Here is a 17,200-nt window from a genome sequence, read left to right as displayed (position 1 = left end):
CGTACTCCTTCGATCGAACTCCGCCGCCAGCGTACGGGGACCCGCGGCGCCCTCAGACCCGCGCCCGGCCGAGCGCGCGCACGAGCCCGTCGGCGTCGTCGGCGTGAAAACGGACGACACGGACCGGGCGCCGACGCCCGAAGAAGGTGAGATGAACGACGGGCTCCGTCAGCTCGACCGTGACGGTGGTCTGGGACCCCACCTCCACATTGAGTTCCCCGTCGGCCGGCTCGTGCGTCATCCGCAGCTCGCGCCGCACCGAGGCGATCCGCTCCAGCGGCACCCGCAGATCGACATGCACGTACCGCCGGATCCGCAGCTCACCACCGACCGCATCCAGTACGTGCGGACGTACGACGGACGAGGCGTGCAGCCCGACGACGAAGACGACGCCGTACACGTCCAGGAAGAGGAAGACGGCGTGCACGGTCGGCCAGTCCCGCAGCAGCACGGACATCGCCACGGTCTCGACGACACACACGAAGCCGAACCCGAACATCATCGCGCCCTGCCCGCGCGCGTACCCGAACCCCTGACCACCACCCCCGACCCCGTGCGTACGCCGCGCCACCCACAGCACGAGACTCACGAGCACACGCACCTCGTGCCGGACCAGCAGCCGCGCGATCCTCATCGTCGCTCCTCGGCGAGAAGGTGCAGCGTCCGGCGGATCGCCTCCGCCTGGGCCGGGGCCAGGTCGTCGTAGAAGGCGCGCATGACACTGTCGTCGTGGTCGAGATCCCCGACCTCCGGGAACAGCCCCGGGGGAATGCAGTCGGCCAGGGCCCGGGCCGCCCCGTCGACACGCGGATCGTCCGGTTCCGCCTCGGCGAGCGCGTCGAGCAGCGCGTACGCCTCGTTGGCCCGCGCCACGGCCTCGGGAGCCCCGAGCGCTTCCCCCAACGACGACACGAGCTGCTCCCGCGCCTCGTCCGGCATGGCCGTCTCCAGGAACGCCATGATCTCGCGGTCCTTGGCGGCCATGGGCGAGTCCGACAACTGCGCCGACCCGGCGAACAACGCGGCCAGCTCCGGCGACACGGGCCCTTCCGCGGGCAACCCGCCCTCCGCCTCCAGCAGGACCCGCAACCGCCCCCGCCGCTCCCGGATGGCCTCCTCCTGCCGCGCCAGATCCTCATCCAGCTCGGTCAGCACCTCGACCAGGTCCTTCCCGGCCTCGTCCGCCAGCACATCCCGCACCTCCGCGAGCCCGAGCCCCAACTCCGTCAGCCGCCGGATCCGCGCCAGCACGACAGCGTGCCGCAGCCCGTACTCCCGATACCCGTTCGCCCGCCGCTCCGCTTCGGGCAGCAGGCCCAGCTGGTGGTAATGCCGCACAGCCCGCGTGGTGACGCCCACGGCGACGGCGAGTTCTCCGATCCGCATGGGACCAGTGAAGACGTTGACGTCGCGGCAAGGTCAAGCTAGGTCAAGCGCACAAGTCCTGGACACCACCGGCTTCCTCTGATCCTCTGTGCGCCGGGGGTACGACGTGAGCACACAGCACCGCATGCGAGAACAGGCCCGCTGGACCAGGGCACGCCTGGGCCGTGCCGGCCCGTCCCTCGACCTCCTCACCGCCCACTTCGACCAGCACGTCTACGCGCCGCACGCGCACACCGAGTTCACCATCGGTGTCACGGTCGGCGGCTCGGAGGTCATCGCCTACCGGGGCGGGCGGATCCACTCCTACCCCGGCTCGATCGTCGTCCTGGAGCCGGGCGAGATGCACACCGGCGGCCCGGCCGCCGCCGACGGATACGCCTACCAGGCCCTCTACGCAGAGCCGTCCCTCCTCGCCGACGGCACCCTCGGCGGCGGGCTCCCGCACTTCCGGGACGCCGTACTCCACGACCCGGACCTGGCCACGGCCCTCCGCCGCGCCCATACGGACATCAGCACCTGCCCCGACCCCCTGGAAGCAGAGTCCCGGCTGCCCTGGCTGCTCACGGCCCTCGCCCGCCGCCACTCCACGGCCAGGGCGATCGACGACACGGTGCCCGGCGCCGACCACATCGCCAGGTCCGTACGCGACCGCCTCGCCGACGAACTGCTGGAACCACCCTCCCTGGCCGACCTCGCCACCGACCTGGGCCTGTCCCGCTACCAGCTGCTGCGCGCCTTCCGTACGACCATGGGCGTACCGCCGTACGCCTGGCTCGCCCAGCACCGGGTCGCCCGGGCCCGCGGCCTCCTGGACTCCGGCCTGCGCCCCGCCGAGGTCGCCGGCCTCGTCGGCTTCGCCGACCAAGCGCACCTCACCCGCTGGTTCCGCCGGGTCCTGGGGGTGACCCCGGCGGCGTACCGCAACAGCGTTCAAGACACGACGGGGTGAGGCGGCCGAGACTCGCCGCATGACTGCACGCGGCTGGTTCCTGTTCTCCCTGATGGGAGTGGTCTGGGGCGTCCCCTACCTGATGATCAAGGTGGCGGTGGACGCCGTGTCCCCGTCCATGGTGGTGTTCACGCGCTGCGCCCTCGGCGCCGCACTCCTGCTCCCCTTCGCGATACGCCAGGGCGCCCTGCCCCGCACGATCCGCACCCACTGGCGCCCGATGCTGGCCTTCGCGTGCATCGAGATCGTCGGCCCTTGGTGGACCCTGACCGACGCGGAACGCCACCTCTCCAGCTCGACGGCGGGCCTGCTGATCGCCGGCGTCCCGATCGTGGGCGTGGCCCTGGCTCGCTTCTTCGGCGAGACGGAGCGGCTGGGGACGAGGCGGATGACCGGACTCGGCCTGGGCCTGGCCGGCGTAGGGGTCCTCACGGTCCCGCACCTGACGGGCGGCGACGCGAAGTCCCTGGCCGAGGTACTGGTGACGGTGGTGGGCTACGCGACGGCGCCCCTGATAGCGGCCCGCCACCTGAAGAACGTCCCGACCCTCCAGCTCATCGCCCCCTGCCTGGCCCTGGCGGCGCTGGTCTATGCCCCGGCGGCGGCGATGACCTGGCCGTCGACCATGCCCTCCCCCGCGGTCCTGGCCGCGCTGGCGGCCCTGGGCGCCGTCTGCACGGCGGTCGCCTTCGTGGCCTTCCTGGAGCTGATCAAGGAGGCGGGCCCGACCAGGGCGACGGTCTTCACGTACGTCAATCCGGCGGTCGCGGTGGCGGCGGGCGCGATCTTCCTGGACGAGCAGCTGACGGCGGGCATCGTGGCGGCGTTCACGCTGATCCTCGCGGGCTCGGTCCTGGCCACGGCCGGACCCGGCAGGAAGCGCCTCTCCCGCCCGGTACCATGGTCGACACGGCAGACGAGCCGGGCGGACGGCCGCGTGGAGTCCCCCTGACGGGGAGCTCCCCGAGGAACGTCCGGGCTCCACAAGGCAGGGTGGTGGCTAACGGCCACCCGGGGTGACCCGCGGGACAGTGCCACAGAAAGCAAACCGCCCAGCGCTTCGGCACTGGGTAAGGGTGAAACGGTGGTGTAAGAGACCACCAGTGCCCAGGGTGACCTGGGCAGCTAGGTAAACCCCACCCGGAGCAAGGTCAAGAGGAAGCACCTCGGTGCTTCTGCGCGGACGATCGAGGGCTGCCCGCCCGAGTCCGCGGGTAGACCGCACGAGGCTGGCGGCAACGCCGGCCCTAGATGGATGGCCGTCGCCCCGGCTCCCGCGAGGGAACCGGGGAACAGAACCCGGCGTACAGCCCGACTCGTCTGCCGCTCCCACGCTGCGCCGTACCGGCTCCGCCCGCAGCGTGCGCAAACCCCGCGGCGGACCCACCGCCCTCCCCCGTAGAGCAGACGACAGGAAGCTCACAGGGAGGGGAGCGGGACGTGGCAGGGCACAGGGGCAGGCGCGTCAGAGGTGCGGCGGCCGCAGTGGTGGCGATGGCGGCGCTCACCGCGTCGCAGGCGCCGGGGGCGGTGCCGGCGCGGGGCTCCGTACCGGTGGCCGATCAGGTACCCGTCGAGGACGGACCGAGCGTGTCCGGTGATGCGCCGTACCGCACCGAGCTTCCGCCGCTGCGGGCCGGGAAGCACGTGGGTGGTGGGGCGGCGGCCGAGGTGGGCGGCGCGCTGCCGGCGAGTGTGTTCGCCGCCTATCGGCGGGCCGAGGGCCGGCTCGCGCGTGAGGCGCCCGGCTGCCGGCTGCGCTGGCAGTTGCTGGCGGCGATCGGGCAGGTGGAGTCGGGGCAGGAGCGGGGCGGCAGGGTGGCGTCCGACGGTACGACCTTGGCGCCGATCCTCGGGCCGCGGCTGGACGGCGTCGCCTTCGCGCTGGTCCGGGACACCGACGGTGGTGCCCACGACGGGGACACGGCGTACGACCGCGCGGTCGGGCCGATGCAGTTCATCCCGTCGACCTGGGCCCGCTGGGGTGCGGACGGCAATGGCGACGGGCGTAGGGATCCGAACAACGTCTTCGACGCGGCACTCGCCGCCGGACGGTATCTGTGTGCCGGCGGACGGGACCTGTCCGTTCCCGCCCAGCTGGACCGCGCGATCCTCGGCTACAACCACTCGGCGGCCTATCTGCGCACGGTCAAGGCCTGGTACGCGTACTTCATGGAAGGGCACCGGGTGGTGCCGGACGGCTCCGCCGGGTCCTTCGCCGGGTCCTCCTCCGCTCGCCCGGAGCCGTCCCGGCCGGCCACCACGCCGAAGCCGCCCTCGCCGGCACCCTCCGCCCAGCCGAGTGCCCCGCCGTCTCGCCCCCCGGCGACCCCTGCCTCCCCGGCCCCGGCCAGAACCCGCCCGGCCACCGACCCCGAGAAGCCGGACGGTCCCCGACTCCCCGCCCCCGCCCCGGAATTCGAGCTCCCGGGCGATGACCTGCTGCCCAGCGGCACCCCACCCACCAGTAACAGCGCGGACTCGATGACCGCCTCCCCCTCCACAACCGTCGATACTCGGCGGTAATGTCGCCACCCGCCGGACGGCACCAGGCCGGTGGGTGAGCGCGAAGGGGTCCCTCATGGCGACGGACATGCCTGCGGACATGCCCGCAGAGATACCTGTGGAGAGGTACGCGGCCGACGAGCGGTGGCGGCGTATGTGGGGCCACCGCGAGCAGCTGCTCAAGGTGGCCCGGCGCAGGTCGATGAGCCAAGAGGACGCCGAGGACGCGGTGCACGAGGCGATGCTGCGCGCCGCCGAGCGGCCCGACCTGGACGAGGAGCGGCTCGCGGCCTGGCTGACGACGGTGACGATGCGGCTGTGCGTCGACCGCTACCGGCAGGTGAACCGCGAGGCCGAGGTGCGTACCAGCCCGACGCTCATCGCCCCCGGACCGGTGCCCGTCGAGGAGGCGGTGTGCGACCGGGCCGAGGCGAAGTGGCTGGCCGTGCGCAGTGGTGAGCTGCCCGCGCGGCAGGCCGAGGCGCTGCGGCTGAAGTCGGAGGACCTGGACGTCGGCCAGGTCGCCGTCCGGATGGGGCTGAGCTACCGGACCGTCGAGTCGCTGCTCGCCCGGGCCCGGCGGACGCTGCGGCAGTCGCTGGCGGCCACGTTCGGGTTCGCGCTGTTCCTGATCGGGTGGGGACGGCCGCGCGGAGTCGGCAGGGCACAGGCCGTGGCGGTCACCTCGACGGCGGCGTCCCTGGCGGTGGCGGGGCTCGTGCTGCCGTACGCCCTCGACGGCAGCGGTGGCGGGGGCGGTACGGTGCCTCGGCCCGCCGCCGCCTCGCCGGGCGCGGAGACGTTGCGGCCGGACGGCGGTGGCGGGGGCCGTACGGCTCGGGGGAGTGGCCTCACGGCTGCGGCAGCCGAGCGCGGAGCGGCCGAGTCCCCCGCCGGCGAATCGTTCCTCCCCCTGTCCGTGCCGTCGCTGCCTGAGGTCCCGGATGTGCCGGACGTCCCGGTGTCGCCGCTGCCTCCGCTGTCCGCGCCGGAGGTCCCGCAGGTGCCCGACGTCCCGAAGCCCGATGTCCCCGACCTGCCGGTGGAGCCCTCTGACGTGCCGACGGACACGGCGGCCCCGGCGCCCCCGGAGATCCCGGAGATCCCCGAATCTCCAGAGGCTCCCGCCACACCGTCCGCCTCGCCCCACGAGCCCACCGTGCGCCCGCTTCCGTAGCACCCGGAAACCCGCCCGGAGTCTCACCCGGAACCCCCCGGAATCCCTCCCGCAAACCCGCCCGGAAACCCGCTCGAAAAAAATCCGCCACTCGAGCGACGGACCCCCCGCCCCTCCCCGTAGAGCAGATGTCAGAGCTGCTGGAGCTGCTCCATGGGCCGAAGGGTGGACCGGATGGGTGTCGAGATCTGTGTGGAAGGGCTGACCAAGTCCTTCGGTCACCAGGTCATCTGGCAGGACGTCTCGCTGACGCTGCCCGCCGGGGAGGTATCGGTCATGCTCGGGCCCTCGGGCACGGGCAAGTCGGTGTTCCTCAAGACGCTCGTCGGCCTGCTCAAGCCGGAGCGCGGCTCCATCACGATCCAGGGCCGGGACATCACCAAGCTCCGCGAACACGACCTGTACGAGGTGCGGAAGCTGTTCGGCGTGCTGTTCCAGGACGGCGCGCTGTTCGGCTCGATGAACCTGTACGACAACATCGCCTTCCCGCTGCGCGAGCACACCCGCAAGTCCGAGAGCGAGATCCGGCGCATCGTGCTGGAGAAGATGGACATGGTCGGGCTGATCGGTGCGGAGGGGAAGCTGCCCGGCGAGATCTCCGGCGGGATGCGCAAGCGCGCCGGGCTGGCCCGGGCCCTCGTCCTCGACCCGGAGATCATCCTCTTCGACGAACCCGACTCCGGCCTCGACCCGGTCCGCGTGGCCTACCTCAACCAGCTGATCGTCGACCTGAACGCCCAGATCGACGCGACCTTCCTGATCGTCACGCACGACATCGCCTCGGCCCGCCAGGTGCCGGACAACATCGGGCTGCTGTTCCGCCGCGAGCTGGTGATGTTCGGGCCGCGCGAAAAGCTGCTGACCAGCGATGAGCCAGTCGTACGGCAGTTCCTGAACGGCCGGATGCAGGGCCCGATCGGCATGGCGGAGGAGAAGGACGCGGCGCAGGTCGAGCAGGAGCTCGCGCAGATCGACGACCCCGGGCACGTTCAGGAGCCGGCTCCCCGTCTGCTGCCGGGTCCGGGCATCGCCCGACCACCCCGCTGGGAGGCCATCGCCCGGCGCGAGGCCGCGCTGCACCAGAAGGCGGTGGCGGGCGCATGAGCCTGTCACCGGTCGGAGCGCTGCGGCACTCGGGCAGCCTCTTCGCGATGGCGCTGGACGTCATCCGGACGATCCCCCGACGGCCCTTCCAGGCCCGGGAGTTCATCCAGCAGACGTGGTTCGTCGCGAGCGTCACCATCCTGCCGACGGCCCTGGTGTCGATCCCCTTCGGAGCGGTGATCGCGCTGCAGATCGGCAGCCTGACCCGGCAGCTCGGCGCCCAGTCCTTCTCCGGGGCCGCCTCCGTGCTCGCCGTGCTGCGCGAGGCCTCGCCGATCGTCACCGCGCTGCTGATCGCGGGCGCCGGCGGCACGGCGATCTGCGCCGACCTCGGGGCGCGGAAGATCCGCGACGAGATCGACGCGATGCAGGTGCTGGGCATCGACCCCATCCACCGGCTGGTCGTTCCCCGTGTGCTGGCGTCGATGCTGGTGGCGGTGCTGCTCAACGGCCTGGTGTCGGTGGTCGGTGTGGCGGGCGGCTACTTCTTCAACGTCGTCCTCCAGAACGGCACCCCGGGCGCCTACCTGGCCTCCTTCACCACGCTCGCCCAGCTGTCCGACCTGTGGGCCGCGGAGATCAAGGCGCTGGTTTTCGGGGCGATCGCGGCGATCGTCGCCTCGTACAAGGGGCTTACGGCCAAGGGCGGTCCCAAGGGGGTGGGCGACGCCGTGAACCAGTCGGTGGTGATCACCTTCATGTTGCTGTTCGTGACGAACTTCGTGATGACCGCCGTGTACTTCCAAGTCGTTCCCCAGAGGGGCTGAGGCATGGCGCTGTTGAAAGGCCTGGAGGAGCTGGGAGCCCAGCTGTCCTTCTACGGGCGGTCGTTGGCCTGGACCGGCCGTACCGTGCGCCGCTACAAGAAGGAGATCCTGCGGCTGCTCGCCGAGGTGAGCTTCGGCCGAGGCGCGCTCGCCGTCGTGGGCGGCACGGTCGGGGTGATCGCCTTCCTGTCGTTCTTCACCGGTACGGAAGTCGGATTGCAGGGGTACGCCGCGCTCAACCAGCTCGGCACCTCCAACTTCGTGGCGTTCCTCTCGGCGTACTTCAACACCCGTGAGATCGCCCCGCTGGTGGCCGGGCTCGCGCTCTCCGCGACCGTCGGCGCCGGGTTCACCGCCCAGCTCGGCGCGATGCGGATCAGCGAGGAGACGGACGCTCTGGAGGTCATGGGCGTGCCCTCACTGCCGTTTCTCGTGACGACGCGGATGATCGCCGGGTTCGTGGCCGTCATCCCGCTGTACGTGATCGGCCTGCTGTCCTCGTACCTGGCCGCCCGCACCATCACCACCGGCTACTACGGGCAGTCCACGGGCACGTACGACCACTACTTCCAGCAGTACCTGCCCCCGGTGGACGTCCTGTGGTCCTTCGGGAAGGTGCTGGTCTTCGCCGTCCTGATCATCCTGGTGCACTGCTTCTACGGCTACTACGCGAGCGGTGGCCCGGCGGGCGTCGGCGTCGCGGTGGGCCGCGCGGTGCGGACCTCGATCGTGGCGATCAACGTCCTGGACTTCTTCCTGTCGCTGGCGATCTGGGGCGCCAGCACGACCGTACGGATCGCGGGGTGAGCCGCCGTATGAGGGTGCTGAGACTGCGGTTGTACGGTGTCGTCTTCATCGCCGTGCTCGCGTTGCTGCTGTCCCTGTCCGTCGCCGTCTACCGGCAGGCGTTCACGCCGGTCGTGCGGATCACGCTGGAGGCCGACAGCCTCGGCAACCAGCTCGATCCGAGCGCCGACGTCAAGCTGCGCGGGCTGCTGGTCGGCGAGGTGCGCGAGGTGCGGGCCGACGGGACGAAGGCGACGCTCGGCATCGCGCTCAAGCCTGAGCACGTCGCCCACATCCCGTCCGACGTGCACGCGCGCCTGCTGCCCAAGACGCTGTTCGGCGAGAAGTACGTCGACCTGGTCCCGCCCGAGCGCTCCTCGGCCCGGCCCATCCGTGCCGGGGACGTCATCACCCAGGACCGCACCCGCGTCGGCATCGAGCTCCAGCAGCTGATGAACGACCTGCTGCCGCTGCTGCGGACCGTGCGGCCCGGCAAGCTCAACGCCACGCTCTCCGCGTTCGCCACCGCCCTCGACGGCCGCGGCGACCGGATCGGCGACAACCTCACGCGAGTGGAGGCCTACCTGCGCCGCCTCAATCCCCACCTGCCGTCCCTGAAAGAGGACATCGCACGCTTCGCCGACGTCGCCGAGGTCTACGGCGACGCCGCGCCCGACCTGATGGAGATCCTGCGCAACACCGTCACCACCAGCCGCACGATCGTCGAGGAGAAGGACCGGCTGGCCGCGGCGCTGAAGACCACGGCCACCGTCGCGGGCACCGCCGAGGACTTCCTCGACGCCAACGGCGACCGGCTGATCACCCTCGGCCGGGTCTCCCGACCCACGCTGGAGCTGTTCGCCCGCTACTCACCCCAGTACCCCTGCCTCCTGGCCGGCCTGGTCCGGCAGGAGAAGGCGTCCGAGGAGGCGTTCCGGGGCGGCAGGATGCACATCACGCTGGAGGTCGTACGGGCGCAGGGTGCCTACGAACCGGGTGAGGAACCGCGCTACGGCGAGCGGTCGGGCCCGAACTGCCGTGATCTGCCGCATCCTCCGGTGCCGGCGCCCGGCGCCCACCTCAACGACGGTTCCAAGGAAGCGGGTTCGGCCTCGGGCGGTCCGCTCGGCGCCTCCGCCACCCGGGCAGAGCAGCGGGCCGTCGGCTCGCTCGTGGCGCCGGTGCTGGGCGTACCCGCGGACGAGGTGCCGCCGGTCGCGACGCTGCTGTTCGGGCCGATGGCGCGCGGGACGGCGGTGAGCGTCGCATGAGCACCACGGGAGCGCGGCAGACCGCCGCTCCGCTGATCAAGTTCAGTCTCTTCGCGCTGGTGACGGTGCTGGCGACGGCCCTGCTCGCCGCCACCATCGTGAACATCTCCTTCACCCCCGAGCAGGAGTACCGCGCGGTCTTCAGCGACGTCACCGGCCTGGAGGAGGGCGACGACATCCGGGTGGCCGGAGTGCGGGTCGGCGAGGTCGAGGGCATCCGGATCAAGGACCGGACGCTGGCCGAGGTCACCTTCACGGCAAGCCGGGACCGGCCGCTGCTCACCAGCACGGGCGCCGTCATCCGCTACCGCAACCTGGTCGGGCAGCGGTACGTCGCGCTGACCGAGGGCGCCGGCGACGGCACCCGGCTGCGCCCCGGCGGCACGATCCCGCTCGCGCGCACCCAGCCCGCCCTCGACCTGAACGCGCTGCTGAACGGCTTCAAGCCGCTGTTCGCCGCGCTCAGCCCGAAGGACGTCAACCAGCTCGCCACCGAGATCATCAAGACCCTCCAGGGCGAGGGCGGCACGGTCAACAGCCTGCTGACGCACACGGCGTCGCTCACCACGACGCTGGCCGGCCGCGACAAGCTGATCGGCTCGGTGATCGACAACCTCAACACCGTGCTGGAGACGCTCGACAAGCGCGGCGCCCGCTTCTCCGGACTGCTCAAGCAACTGCGCCGGGTCATCTCCGGCCTGTCCGCCGACCGCAAGCCCATCGGGGAGTCGCTGGTGAGCATCGGCGATCTGACGGAGGCCACCTCGGGCCTGCTGAAGGACGCGCGTCCGCCGCTCAAGGACGACATCGCGGAACTGACCGAACTCACCGGGACGCTGAACGACAACGAGAAGACGGTGGAGGGCGTGCTGAAGCGGCTGCCGAACAAGCTCACCGAGCTGACGGGGACGGCGTCCTACGGCTCGTGGTTCAACTTCTACCTGTGCGACTTCGACGGCCGGATCGTGCTGCCGAAGACGAAGCAGGCGCTCACGCCCGATCTGCACGTGGCGAGGGCGAGGTGCGGGGCATGAGCCGCAGGAAGCGTCCGGAGCCGCTGTTCAAGGTGCGCGTGGAGCCGCCGAGGCTGCCTCGCGTGCGACTGCCGAAGGTACGGCTCCTGCCGCGCCGCAAGCCCCGTCCGCAGCCGTTGATCAAGGTCCGTGTCGAGCCGCCGAAGCTGCCGACGATACGGCTCCGCCGCCCGCATCTCGGCCCCTTCCGCGAGCGTAATCCCGTCGTCATCGGTGCCGTCGGACTCACCGTCCTCGCGCTGCTGACCGCGGCCGCGTTCAACGCCGACCGCCTGCCGGTGATCGGCGACGGCGAGACCTACAGCGCCGCCTTCGCGGAGGCGGGCGGGCTCAAGCCGGGCGACGAGGTGCGGATCGCCGGGGTCAAGGTCGGCAAGGTCGAGGAGGTCGACCTGGACGGCGACCACGTCAAGGTCACCTTCAAGATCAAGGGCGAGCCGGGGTTCGGCACCGGGACCGGTGCGTCGATCCGGGTCAAGACGATCCTCGGCGCCAAGTACCTCGCCCTGCACCCCAAGGGCCGGGGCCGGTTGGAGCCCGGCAGCGAGATCCCGCTGGAGCGGACCGTGCCGGCGTACGACGTGGTGCAGGCGTTCAGCGATCTCACCACCACGTCGGAGAAGGTCGACACCGACCAGCTGGCGAAGGCGCTGGACACCATCTCGACGACCTTCGAGGACTCACCGGAAGAGGTACGGGCGTCCATCAAGGGCCTGTCGAAGATCTCCCGGACGGTGGCCTCGCGCGACAAGGCCCTCAAGGAGCTCCTCGACCACGCGAACGGCGTGACGGGCGTACTCGCCGAACGCTCGGGCGACTTCACCGCGCTGGTCAAGGACGGCGACAAGCTGTTCAGGGAGATCAGCAAGCGGCGTGCGGCGATCCACAAGCTGCTGAAGACCTCTGCCGCGCTAGGCATCCAGCTCTCCGGCCTGGTCCAGGACAACGAGAAGGAGATCGGGCCCGCACTCAAGGGCCTCAACACCGTGGTGAAGATGCTCGAACGGAACCAATCCAGCCTGGACCGGAGCATCAAGCTCCTGGCCCCCTATGTGCGGGTCTTCACCAACACCCTGGGCAACGGCCGCTGGTTCGACTCCTACATCCAGAACATGGTCGCCGCTCCGGTGGTACCGCGGACGGGAGGCGCGCAGTGAGCAACCCTTGGATGAAGCGCCTGGCCCTGCTGACCGCCCTGGCCCTGGTCGCCGCACTCACCTGCGTCCTGTGGCCGCGGACCGAGCCGGCCCGCGTCACGGCGTACTTCCCCCGCACCGTCGGCATCTACCCCGGCTCGGACGTCCGCGTGCTGGGCGTGCGGATCGGCGAGGTCAAGAAGATCACGCCGGAGGGCGGCCGGGTGCGGGTGCAGCTGGAGTACGGCGCGGACCGCAAGGTCCCGGCGGACGCGCAGGCCGCGATCATCAACTCCTCGGTGGTCAGCGACCGTTACGTGCAGCTGCTGCCGGTGTACCGGAGCGGGCCGGTGCTGCGGGACGGGGACGAGATCCCCGAGTCGCGTACGGCCGTACCGGTCGAACTGGACCGCGTCTTCGACAGCCTGCACACCACGGCCGAGGCGCTCGGACCCGAGGGCGCCAACAAGGACGGCGCCCTGTCACGGCTGCTCGGCGTCAGCGCCGACAACCTCGACGGCCAGGGCGAGAACCTCCACCGGACGGTCGAGGACCTCTCGGAGGCCGTCACGACTCTCTCCGACGGCCGCACGGACCTGTTCGGCACGGTCCGGAACCTTCAGGTGTTCACGGCGGCGCTGGCGGCGGACGACAAGAGCGTGCGGTCGTTCAACACCAGCCTCGCCAAGGTCGCCGAGCAACTCGCGGGCGAGCGCAAGGACCTGGCGGCCGCGCTGAAGAACCTCGGCACGGCGCTCGGAGACGTGTCCGGCTTCGTGAAGAAGAACAAGAAGTCGCTGACCTCGAACGTGGCGGGCCTGAGCAAGGTGACCAAGGTACTCGTCACCCAACGCGCCGCGCTGGAGGAGCTGTTGGAGGTCGCGCCGACGGGCATGTCGAACCTGAACAACGCCTACAACCCCTCCGCGGGCACCCTCGACACCCGCAACAACCCCGACCATCCGCAGGACCCGGCCGCACTGCTGTGCTCGATCCTGAAGACCGCCGGGGAGAAGACCGACTGCAAGGACCTGAGGGACCTCTTCGACTCCCTGCCCGAAGTGCCCCAGGGCACCGCGGTCACCGGCACGGTCGACCGCACCCTCGGCGGAATCCTGGGGGCGAGCGCATGAGACCACCGCGCAAGGGCGGGGCCGTCGCATGGGCGGCCGTCGGGACGCTGCTCCTGTCCGGCTGCGAGTTCAACGGCTGGTACGACGTCCCGCTCCCCGGCGGAGCCGCCGCCGACGGCCACGCCTACCACGTCACCGTCGAGTTCCGTGACGTCCTCGACCTGGTTCCGCAGTCGGCGGTCAAGGTCAACAACGTCACCGTGGGCGCGGTGGAGAAGGTCGAGCTGGAGGGCTGGCACGCGAGGGTCCGCCTCCGGGTCGCCGACTCGGTGAAGCTGCCCGCCAACGCCATCGCCGAGCTGCGGCAGACCAGCATGCTCGGCGAGAAGTACGTGGCGCTGTCCAGGCCGCTGGAAGGCACGCCGGCCGGCCGGCTCAGCGACGGTGATGTGATCCCCCTGTCCCGCAGCGGCCGCAACCCGGAGGTCGAGGAGGTGCTGTCCGCGCTGTCCGCCCTGCTCAACGGTGGCGGCGTGGCCCAGCTCAAGACGATCAGCACGGAGCTGAACAAGGCCCTGGAGGGCCGCGAGAACCGGGTCAAGTCCCTGCTCAAGGAGCTCGACACCTTCATCGGCGGCCTGGACGACCAGCGCCAGGACATCGTCCGCGCGCTGAAGGCCGTGGACCGGCTGGCCAAACGGCTGGGCAAGGAGAAGACGACGATCGCCGAGGCCGTCGACACGATGCCGCCCGCCCTGAAGGTCCTGGCCGACCAGCGCCGCGACCTGACGAGGATGCTCACCGCCCTGTCCAAGCTGGGCAAGACCGGCACCAAGGTGGTCAACGCCTCGCACGACGACACGGTCGCCAACCTCAAGCGGCTGCGGCCGATCCTGCGACAGCTCAACAAGGCGGGCAGCGACCTGCCCAACTCCCTCGAGCTGCTGACGACGTACCCGTTCCCGCGCAACGTGGTGGACGCCATCAAGGGCGACTACGTCAACCTGCACATCACGGCGGACCTCGATCTGGCCGGGATCTACGGCAACCTGACGGACGAGCCGGGCGGCGGGAACGGCGGGGGCACCGGGCCCGGGCTTCCCGAGCGCCCGGACCTGCCGGACGTGCCGGACCTCCCGGACGTGCCGGAGCTCCCGGACGTGCCGCGCGTGCCGAAGCCCACCGCGCTGCCGAGCGGTCCGAGCGTGCCGTCGTCCCCGTCGGCCCCCTCAGGCGGCGGCGACCCGCTGTGCCCGCCGGTGTGCACCGCCGGCTACGGCGCCGGCGGCCACCGCACCGGGGGCGACCGGCCCGACGGGATCAACCTCGAACTCGCCGAGCTGATGCTGAAGGGGGTCCAGCCGTGATCACCCGTACGGTCAAGGCGCAACTGATCGCCTTCGCCACCCTCACCGCCGTGGGAGTGTCGTACGTCGGCGCCGAGTACACGGGCCTGGTGGACGAGGTCCTGGACCGCGGCTACACCGTGCGGGCCGACTTCGCCGACTCCGGGGGCGTCTTCCCCGGTGCCGAGGTCACGTATCGCGGGGTGCCGGTGGGCAAGGTCGGCGCACTGCGCCTGAGCGGCCGGGACGGGGTCTCGGTCGCGCTCGACATCGAGGACGGGGCGCCGCGCATCCCGGCGGACACGCTGGCCGTGGTGGCGAACCGTTCGGCGGTGGGCGAGCAGTACGTCGACCTCCAGCCCCGCACCTCCCACGGCCCGTACCTGCTGAACGGCAGCTCGATCCCGCGCGAGAGCACGCGGGTGCCGCTGCCGACGACGGACATGGTCCTCAGCCTGGACCGCCTGGTGAACTCGGTCGGCAAGGACGACCTACAGGTCACGGTCGACGAGTTGGGCAAGGCTTTCGCCGGCACCGGCCCGAACCTGGGCCGCCTGGTGGACTCGGGCAACACCCTGGTCGAGTCGGCGTCCGAGGCACTGCCGGAGACGATCGCCCTGATCGAGGACTCGCGGAAGGTCCTGAAGACGCAGGCCGACCAGGGCTCGTCGATCAAGTCCTTCGCGCGCGATCTGGCGGCGCTCTCGGCCCAGTTGAAGGCCAGTGACGGGGACCTGCGCAAGCTGATCGGCAACGCGAGGCCGGCGGCGCAGGAGCTGAACTCGCTGCTGAAGGAGACCGGGCCGGAGCTGTCGGTCCTGCTGGCCAACCTGATCAGCGGCGGCCAGGTCACGCTGGCCCGCCTCCCCGGCGTGGAGCAGGCCCTGGTCACCTTCCCGCTGATGGTCGCGGGCAGCTACACGGTTGTCCCGGGCGACGGCACCACCCACTTCGGCCTGGTGCTGAACGCCGACGACCCGCCGGCCTGCACCCAGGGGTACGGCACGGCACGCCGCGACCCCGCGGACACCAGCACACGCGAGGCGAACACCGACGCCCGCTGCACGCTCCCGCGCGGCAGCGAGTCGTCGGTGCGGGGCGCTCAGAACGCCCCGGGCGCGTCGACCACCGGCGGCGGCGCGAATCAGGCGACGTACGTCACCCCGTACGACCCGGAGACCGGCACCACCACCGGCCCGGACGGAAGGAACGTCGAGATCGGCTCGACGGGCGGCCAGCAGGCCGTGTTCGGAAAGGAGTCGTGGCAATGGCTGCTCGTTGGCCCCATGGCATGAGGCCGGTGCGCCCCGGAGCGATGACGGCAGGACTCGTCGCGGCGACCGTCATCACCACAGCACTGACACTCTGGCTGGCCCTCGGCCTCTACGAACAGCGCGAGGCGGACCAACGACACCAGGGCATCCTGGCCGCGGCCCGCCAGTCCGCGCTGAACTTCACGTCCCTCGACTACCGGCACTACGACCGCGACAGCGCGAACGTACTGGCGGGCGCGACCGGCGACTTCAAGAAGCAGTTCACGGCACAGACAGATCAGTTGACGAAGCTGGTGGCCCAGAACAAGTCCGTGTCGGAAGGCCAGGTCCTGGAGGCGGGCATCGTCCGCTCCGACGAGGACTCGGCCCGTGTGCTGGTGGTCGCCGACAGCAAGGTGACCAACACCGCCGCGCCCGAGGGGGAGGCGCGCACCTACCGGCTCCAGCTCGACCTCGTGCACAAGGACGGCCGCTGGCTGACGTCCGACGTCGAGTTCGTCGGCTGATCCACGGGCCGATCCGCCGACCGACAAGCACCGACGAGGAGTACCACCATGCCGAAGACGACCACCGGCCGCGCACCCGGTCCCGGCACCCGCCGCACCATGACGGCGGCCGCCCGCGCGGCGGCGAAGCGCGCGGAGCGCGGCCACCGCGAAGCGGGCGCGGCGACGGCCACGGCCGGCGACGGGGAGTCCCCGCGCCGGGCCGAGCGGCCACTCGCCGGACGCACCGTCCTCGTCGAGGCCCCGAAGGACGGCTGGGACGACCCGCCGGAGCCGTCGCCGGAGTCGTTCGACGAGGACGGGCCGGAAGAGCGCGGTGGGCCCGGCACCGGCGGCCGCCGGAGGCTGCTCACCTCGGTCCTGGCCGTCCTGCTCGTCGCCGGCCTGGTCGCGCTCGCCGCCCTCGGATGGCAGTACCGCGACGGCCGCATGATGGAGACCGCCCGGACCGAGGCGCTCGCGGCCGCGCGAAAGGCGGCGCCGATCGTCCTGTCGTACGACTACCGCCACCTGGACAAGGACTTCTCGAGGGCCCGCGCCCACCTGACCGGCGACTTCCGCGACGAGTACGGCAAGACCACGAAGACCGTGGTCGCCCCGACGGCCGAGAAGTACCACGGCGTGGTGAAGGCAAGGGTCGCGGCCCCCGGCTCCGGCGGCGCCCCGGCCGCCTCCGTCGTCTCGGCCTCCCCCGACAAGGTCGTGGTCCTGCTCTTCGTCAACCAGGTCACCGAGAGCACCCAGGTCTCGGGGTCCCGCGTGGACCAGAACCGGGTGCGGATGACGATGGACCGCACGGGCGACGGGTGGAAGGTGAGCGCGGTGGACGCGTTGTGACACCGAAGTCACGGCGAGATCCCCGGATTCACTGTCAACTTCCGGCCAG

16 protein-coding genes, 1 other RNA gene and 1 pseudogene are annotated in these 17,200 nt (G+C 71.3%); 16 read left to right on the top strand and 2 right to left on the bottom strand.

The genetic code is table 11. From position 1 onward, the window contains the following. Positions 1-52: 52 nt before the first annotated feature. Both ACFT4A_RS16305 and ACFT4A_RS16300 read right to left on the bottom strand, forming a co-directional pair. On the bottom strand, positions 53-634 hold the full coding sequence (locus tag ACFT4A_RS16305; RefSeq protein WP_382830419.1) for a hypothetical protein: 582 nt from the start codon (positions 632-634) through the stop codon (positions 53-55). Beyond that, on the bottom strand, positions 631-1,386 hold the full coding sequence (locus ACFT4A_RS16300; RefSeq protein ID WP_382830417.1) for a MerR family transcriptional regulator: 756 nt from the start codon (positions 1,384-1,386) through the stop codon (positions 631-633). Before ACFT4A_RS16300 ends, ACFT4A_RS16305 begins: the two co-directional genes overlap by 4 nt. A 124-nt stretch (positions 1,387-1,510) precedes the next feature. On the opposite strand from ACFT4A_RS16300, the gene ACFT4A_RS16295 reads away from it, so the two are divergent. The 16 genes and pseudogenes from ACFT4A_RS16295 to ACFT4A_RS16220 all read left to right on the top strand — a co-directional run bounded on the left by ACFT4A_RS16295 (position 1,511) and on the right by ACFT4A_RS16220 (position 17,151). After that, the gene (locus tag ACFT4A_RS16295) at positions 1,511-2,335 is read left to right on the top strand and encodes an AraC family transcriptional regulator (protein ID WP_382830742.1); all 825 of its coding nucleotides are present in this window, start codon (positions 1,511-1,513) and stop codon (positions 2,333-2,335) included. A 19-nt stretch (positions 2,336-2,354) separates the two neighbouring features. Beyond that, positions 2,355-3,134: pseudogene (locus ACFT4A_RS16290) on the top strand (DMT family transporter); the annotation flags it as partial. A 118-nt stretch (positions 3,135-3,252) separates the two neighbouring features. Then, positions 3,253-3,658: RNase P RNA component class A (gene rnpB / locus ACFT4A_RS16285), an RNA gene on the top strand. A 171-nt stretch (positions 3,659-3,829) separates the two neighbouring features. Continuing rightward, positions 3,830-4,861: a lytic transglycosylase domain-containing protein gene (locus tag ACFT4A_RS16280; protein ID WP_382830739.1), complete on the top strand. Its 1,032-nt coding sequence runs from the start codon at positions 3,830-3,832 to the stop codon at positions 4,859-4,861. A gap of 55 nt (positions 4,862-4,916) precedes the next feature. Then, complete coding sequence (locus tag ACFT4A_RS16275; protein ID WP_382830415.1) at positions 4,917-6,017, top strand: sigma-70 family RNA polymerase sigma factor; 1,101 nt, start codon at positions 4,917-4,919, stop codon at positions 6,015-6,017. A 174-nt stretch (positions 6,018-6,191) separates the two neighbouring features. Then, on the top strand, positions 6,192-7,121 hold the full coding sequence (locus tag ACFT4A_RS16270; RefSeq protein ID WP_382830736.1) for an ABC transporter ATP-binding protein: 930 nt from the start codon (positions 6,192-6,194) through the stop codon (positions 7,119-7,121). Next, on the top strand, positions 7,118-7,888 hold the full coding sequence (locus tag ACFT4A_RS16265) for an MlaE family ABC transporter permease (RefSeq protein ID WP_382830412.1): 771 nt from the start codon (positions 7,118-7,120) through the stop codon (positions 7,886-7,888). The genes ACFT4A_RS16270 and ACFT4A_RS16265 overlap by 4 nt, the downstream gene beginning before the upstream one ends. A 3-nt stretch (positions 7,889-7,891) precedes the next feature. Then, complete coding sequence (locus ACFT4A_RS16260; protein WP_086842861.1) at positions 7,892-8,695, top strand: ABC transporter permease; 804 nt, start codon at positions 7,892-7,894, stop codon at positions 8,693-8,695. Between the two features lie 8 nt (positions 8,696-8,703). Then, positions 8,704-9,945 carry an MCE family protein gene (locus tag ACFT4A_RS16255; RefSeq protein ID WP_382830409.1) on the top strand — a complete coding sequence of 414 codons (1,242 nt, stop codon included), beginning with the start codon at positions 8,704-8,706 and terminating at the stop codon, positions 9,943-9,945. Continuing rightward, positions 9,942-10,979 (top strand): MCE family protein, encoded by a 1,038-nt coding sequence (locus tag ACFT4A_RS16250; RefSeq protein ID WP_382830408.1) that lies wholly within the window; start codon positions 9,942-9,944, stop codon positions 10,977-10,979. The genes ACFT4A_RS16255 and ACFT4A_RS16250 overlap by 4 nt, the downstream gene beginning before the upstream one ends. Beyond that, positions 10,976-12,136 carry an MCE family protein gene (locus tag ACFT4A_RS16245; protein WP_382830405.1) on the top strand — a complete coding sequence of 387 codons (1,161 nt, stop codon included), beginning with the start codon at positions 10,976-10,978 and terminating at the stop codon, positions 12,134-12,136. The genes ACFT4A_RS16250 and ACFT4A_RS16245 overlap by 4 nt, the downstream gene beginning before the upstream one ends. 11 nt (positions 12,137-12,147) lie before the next feature. Next, positions 12,148-13,248 carry an MCE family protein gene (locus ACFT4A_RS16240; RefSeq protein WP_382830734.1) on the top strand — a complete coding sequence of 367 codons (1,101 nt, stop codon included), beginning with the start codon at positions 12,148-12,150 and terminating at the stop codon, positions 13,246-13,248. Beyond that, the gene (locus ACFT4A_RS16235; RefSeq protein ID WP_382830404.1) at positions 13,245-14,555 is read left to right on the top strand and encodes an MCE family protein; all 1,311 of its coding nucleotides are present in this window, start codon (positions 13,245-13,247) and stop codon (positions 14,553-14,555) included. The genes ACFT4A_RS16240 and ACFT4A_RS16235 overlap by 4 nt, the downstream gene beginning before the upstream one ends. Then, positions 14,552-15,829 (top strand): MCE family protein, encoded by a 1,278-nt coding sequence (locus ACFT4A_RS16230; RefSeq protein WP_382830402.1) that lies wholly within the window; start codon positions 14,552-14,554, stop codon positions 15,827-15,829. Before ACFT4A_RS16235 ends, ACFT4A_RS16230 begins: the two co-directional genes overlap by 4 nt. 20 nt (positions 15,830-15,849) lie before the next feature. Then, positions 15,850-16,314, top strand: coding sequence for a hypothetical protein (locus tag ACFT4A_RS16225; protein WP_382830400.1), 465 nt, complete (start codon positions 15,850-15,852; stop codon positions 16,312-16,314). A gap of 48 nt (positions 16,315-16,362) precedes the next feature. Beyond that, positions 16,363-17,151, top strand: coding sequence for a hypothetical protein (locus ACFT4A_RS16220; RefSeq protein ID WP_382830398.1), 789 nt, complete (start codon positions 16,363-16,365; stop codon positions 17,149-17,151). Positions 17,152-17,200 lie beyond the last annotated feature (49 nt).

This window comes from Streptomyces sp. NPDC057099, from assembly GCF_042671245.1.
GTDB lineage: Bacteria > Actinomycetota > Actinomycetes > Streptomycetales > Streptomycetaceae > Streptomyces > Streptomyces purpurascens.
Note: the sequence above shows the minus strand (reverse complement) of the source record. Positions and strands in the feature narration are given on the sequence as shown.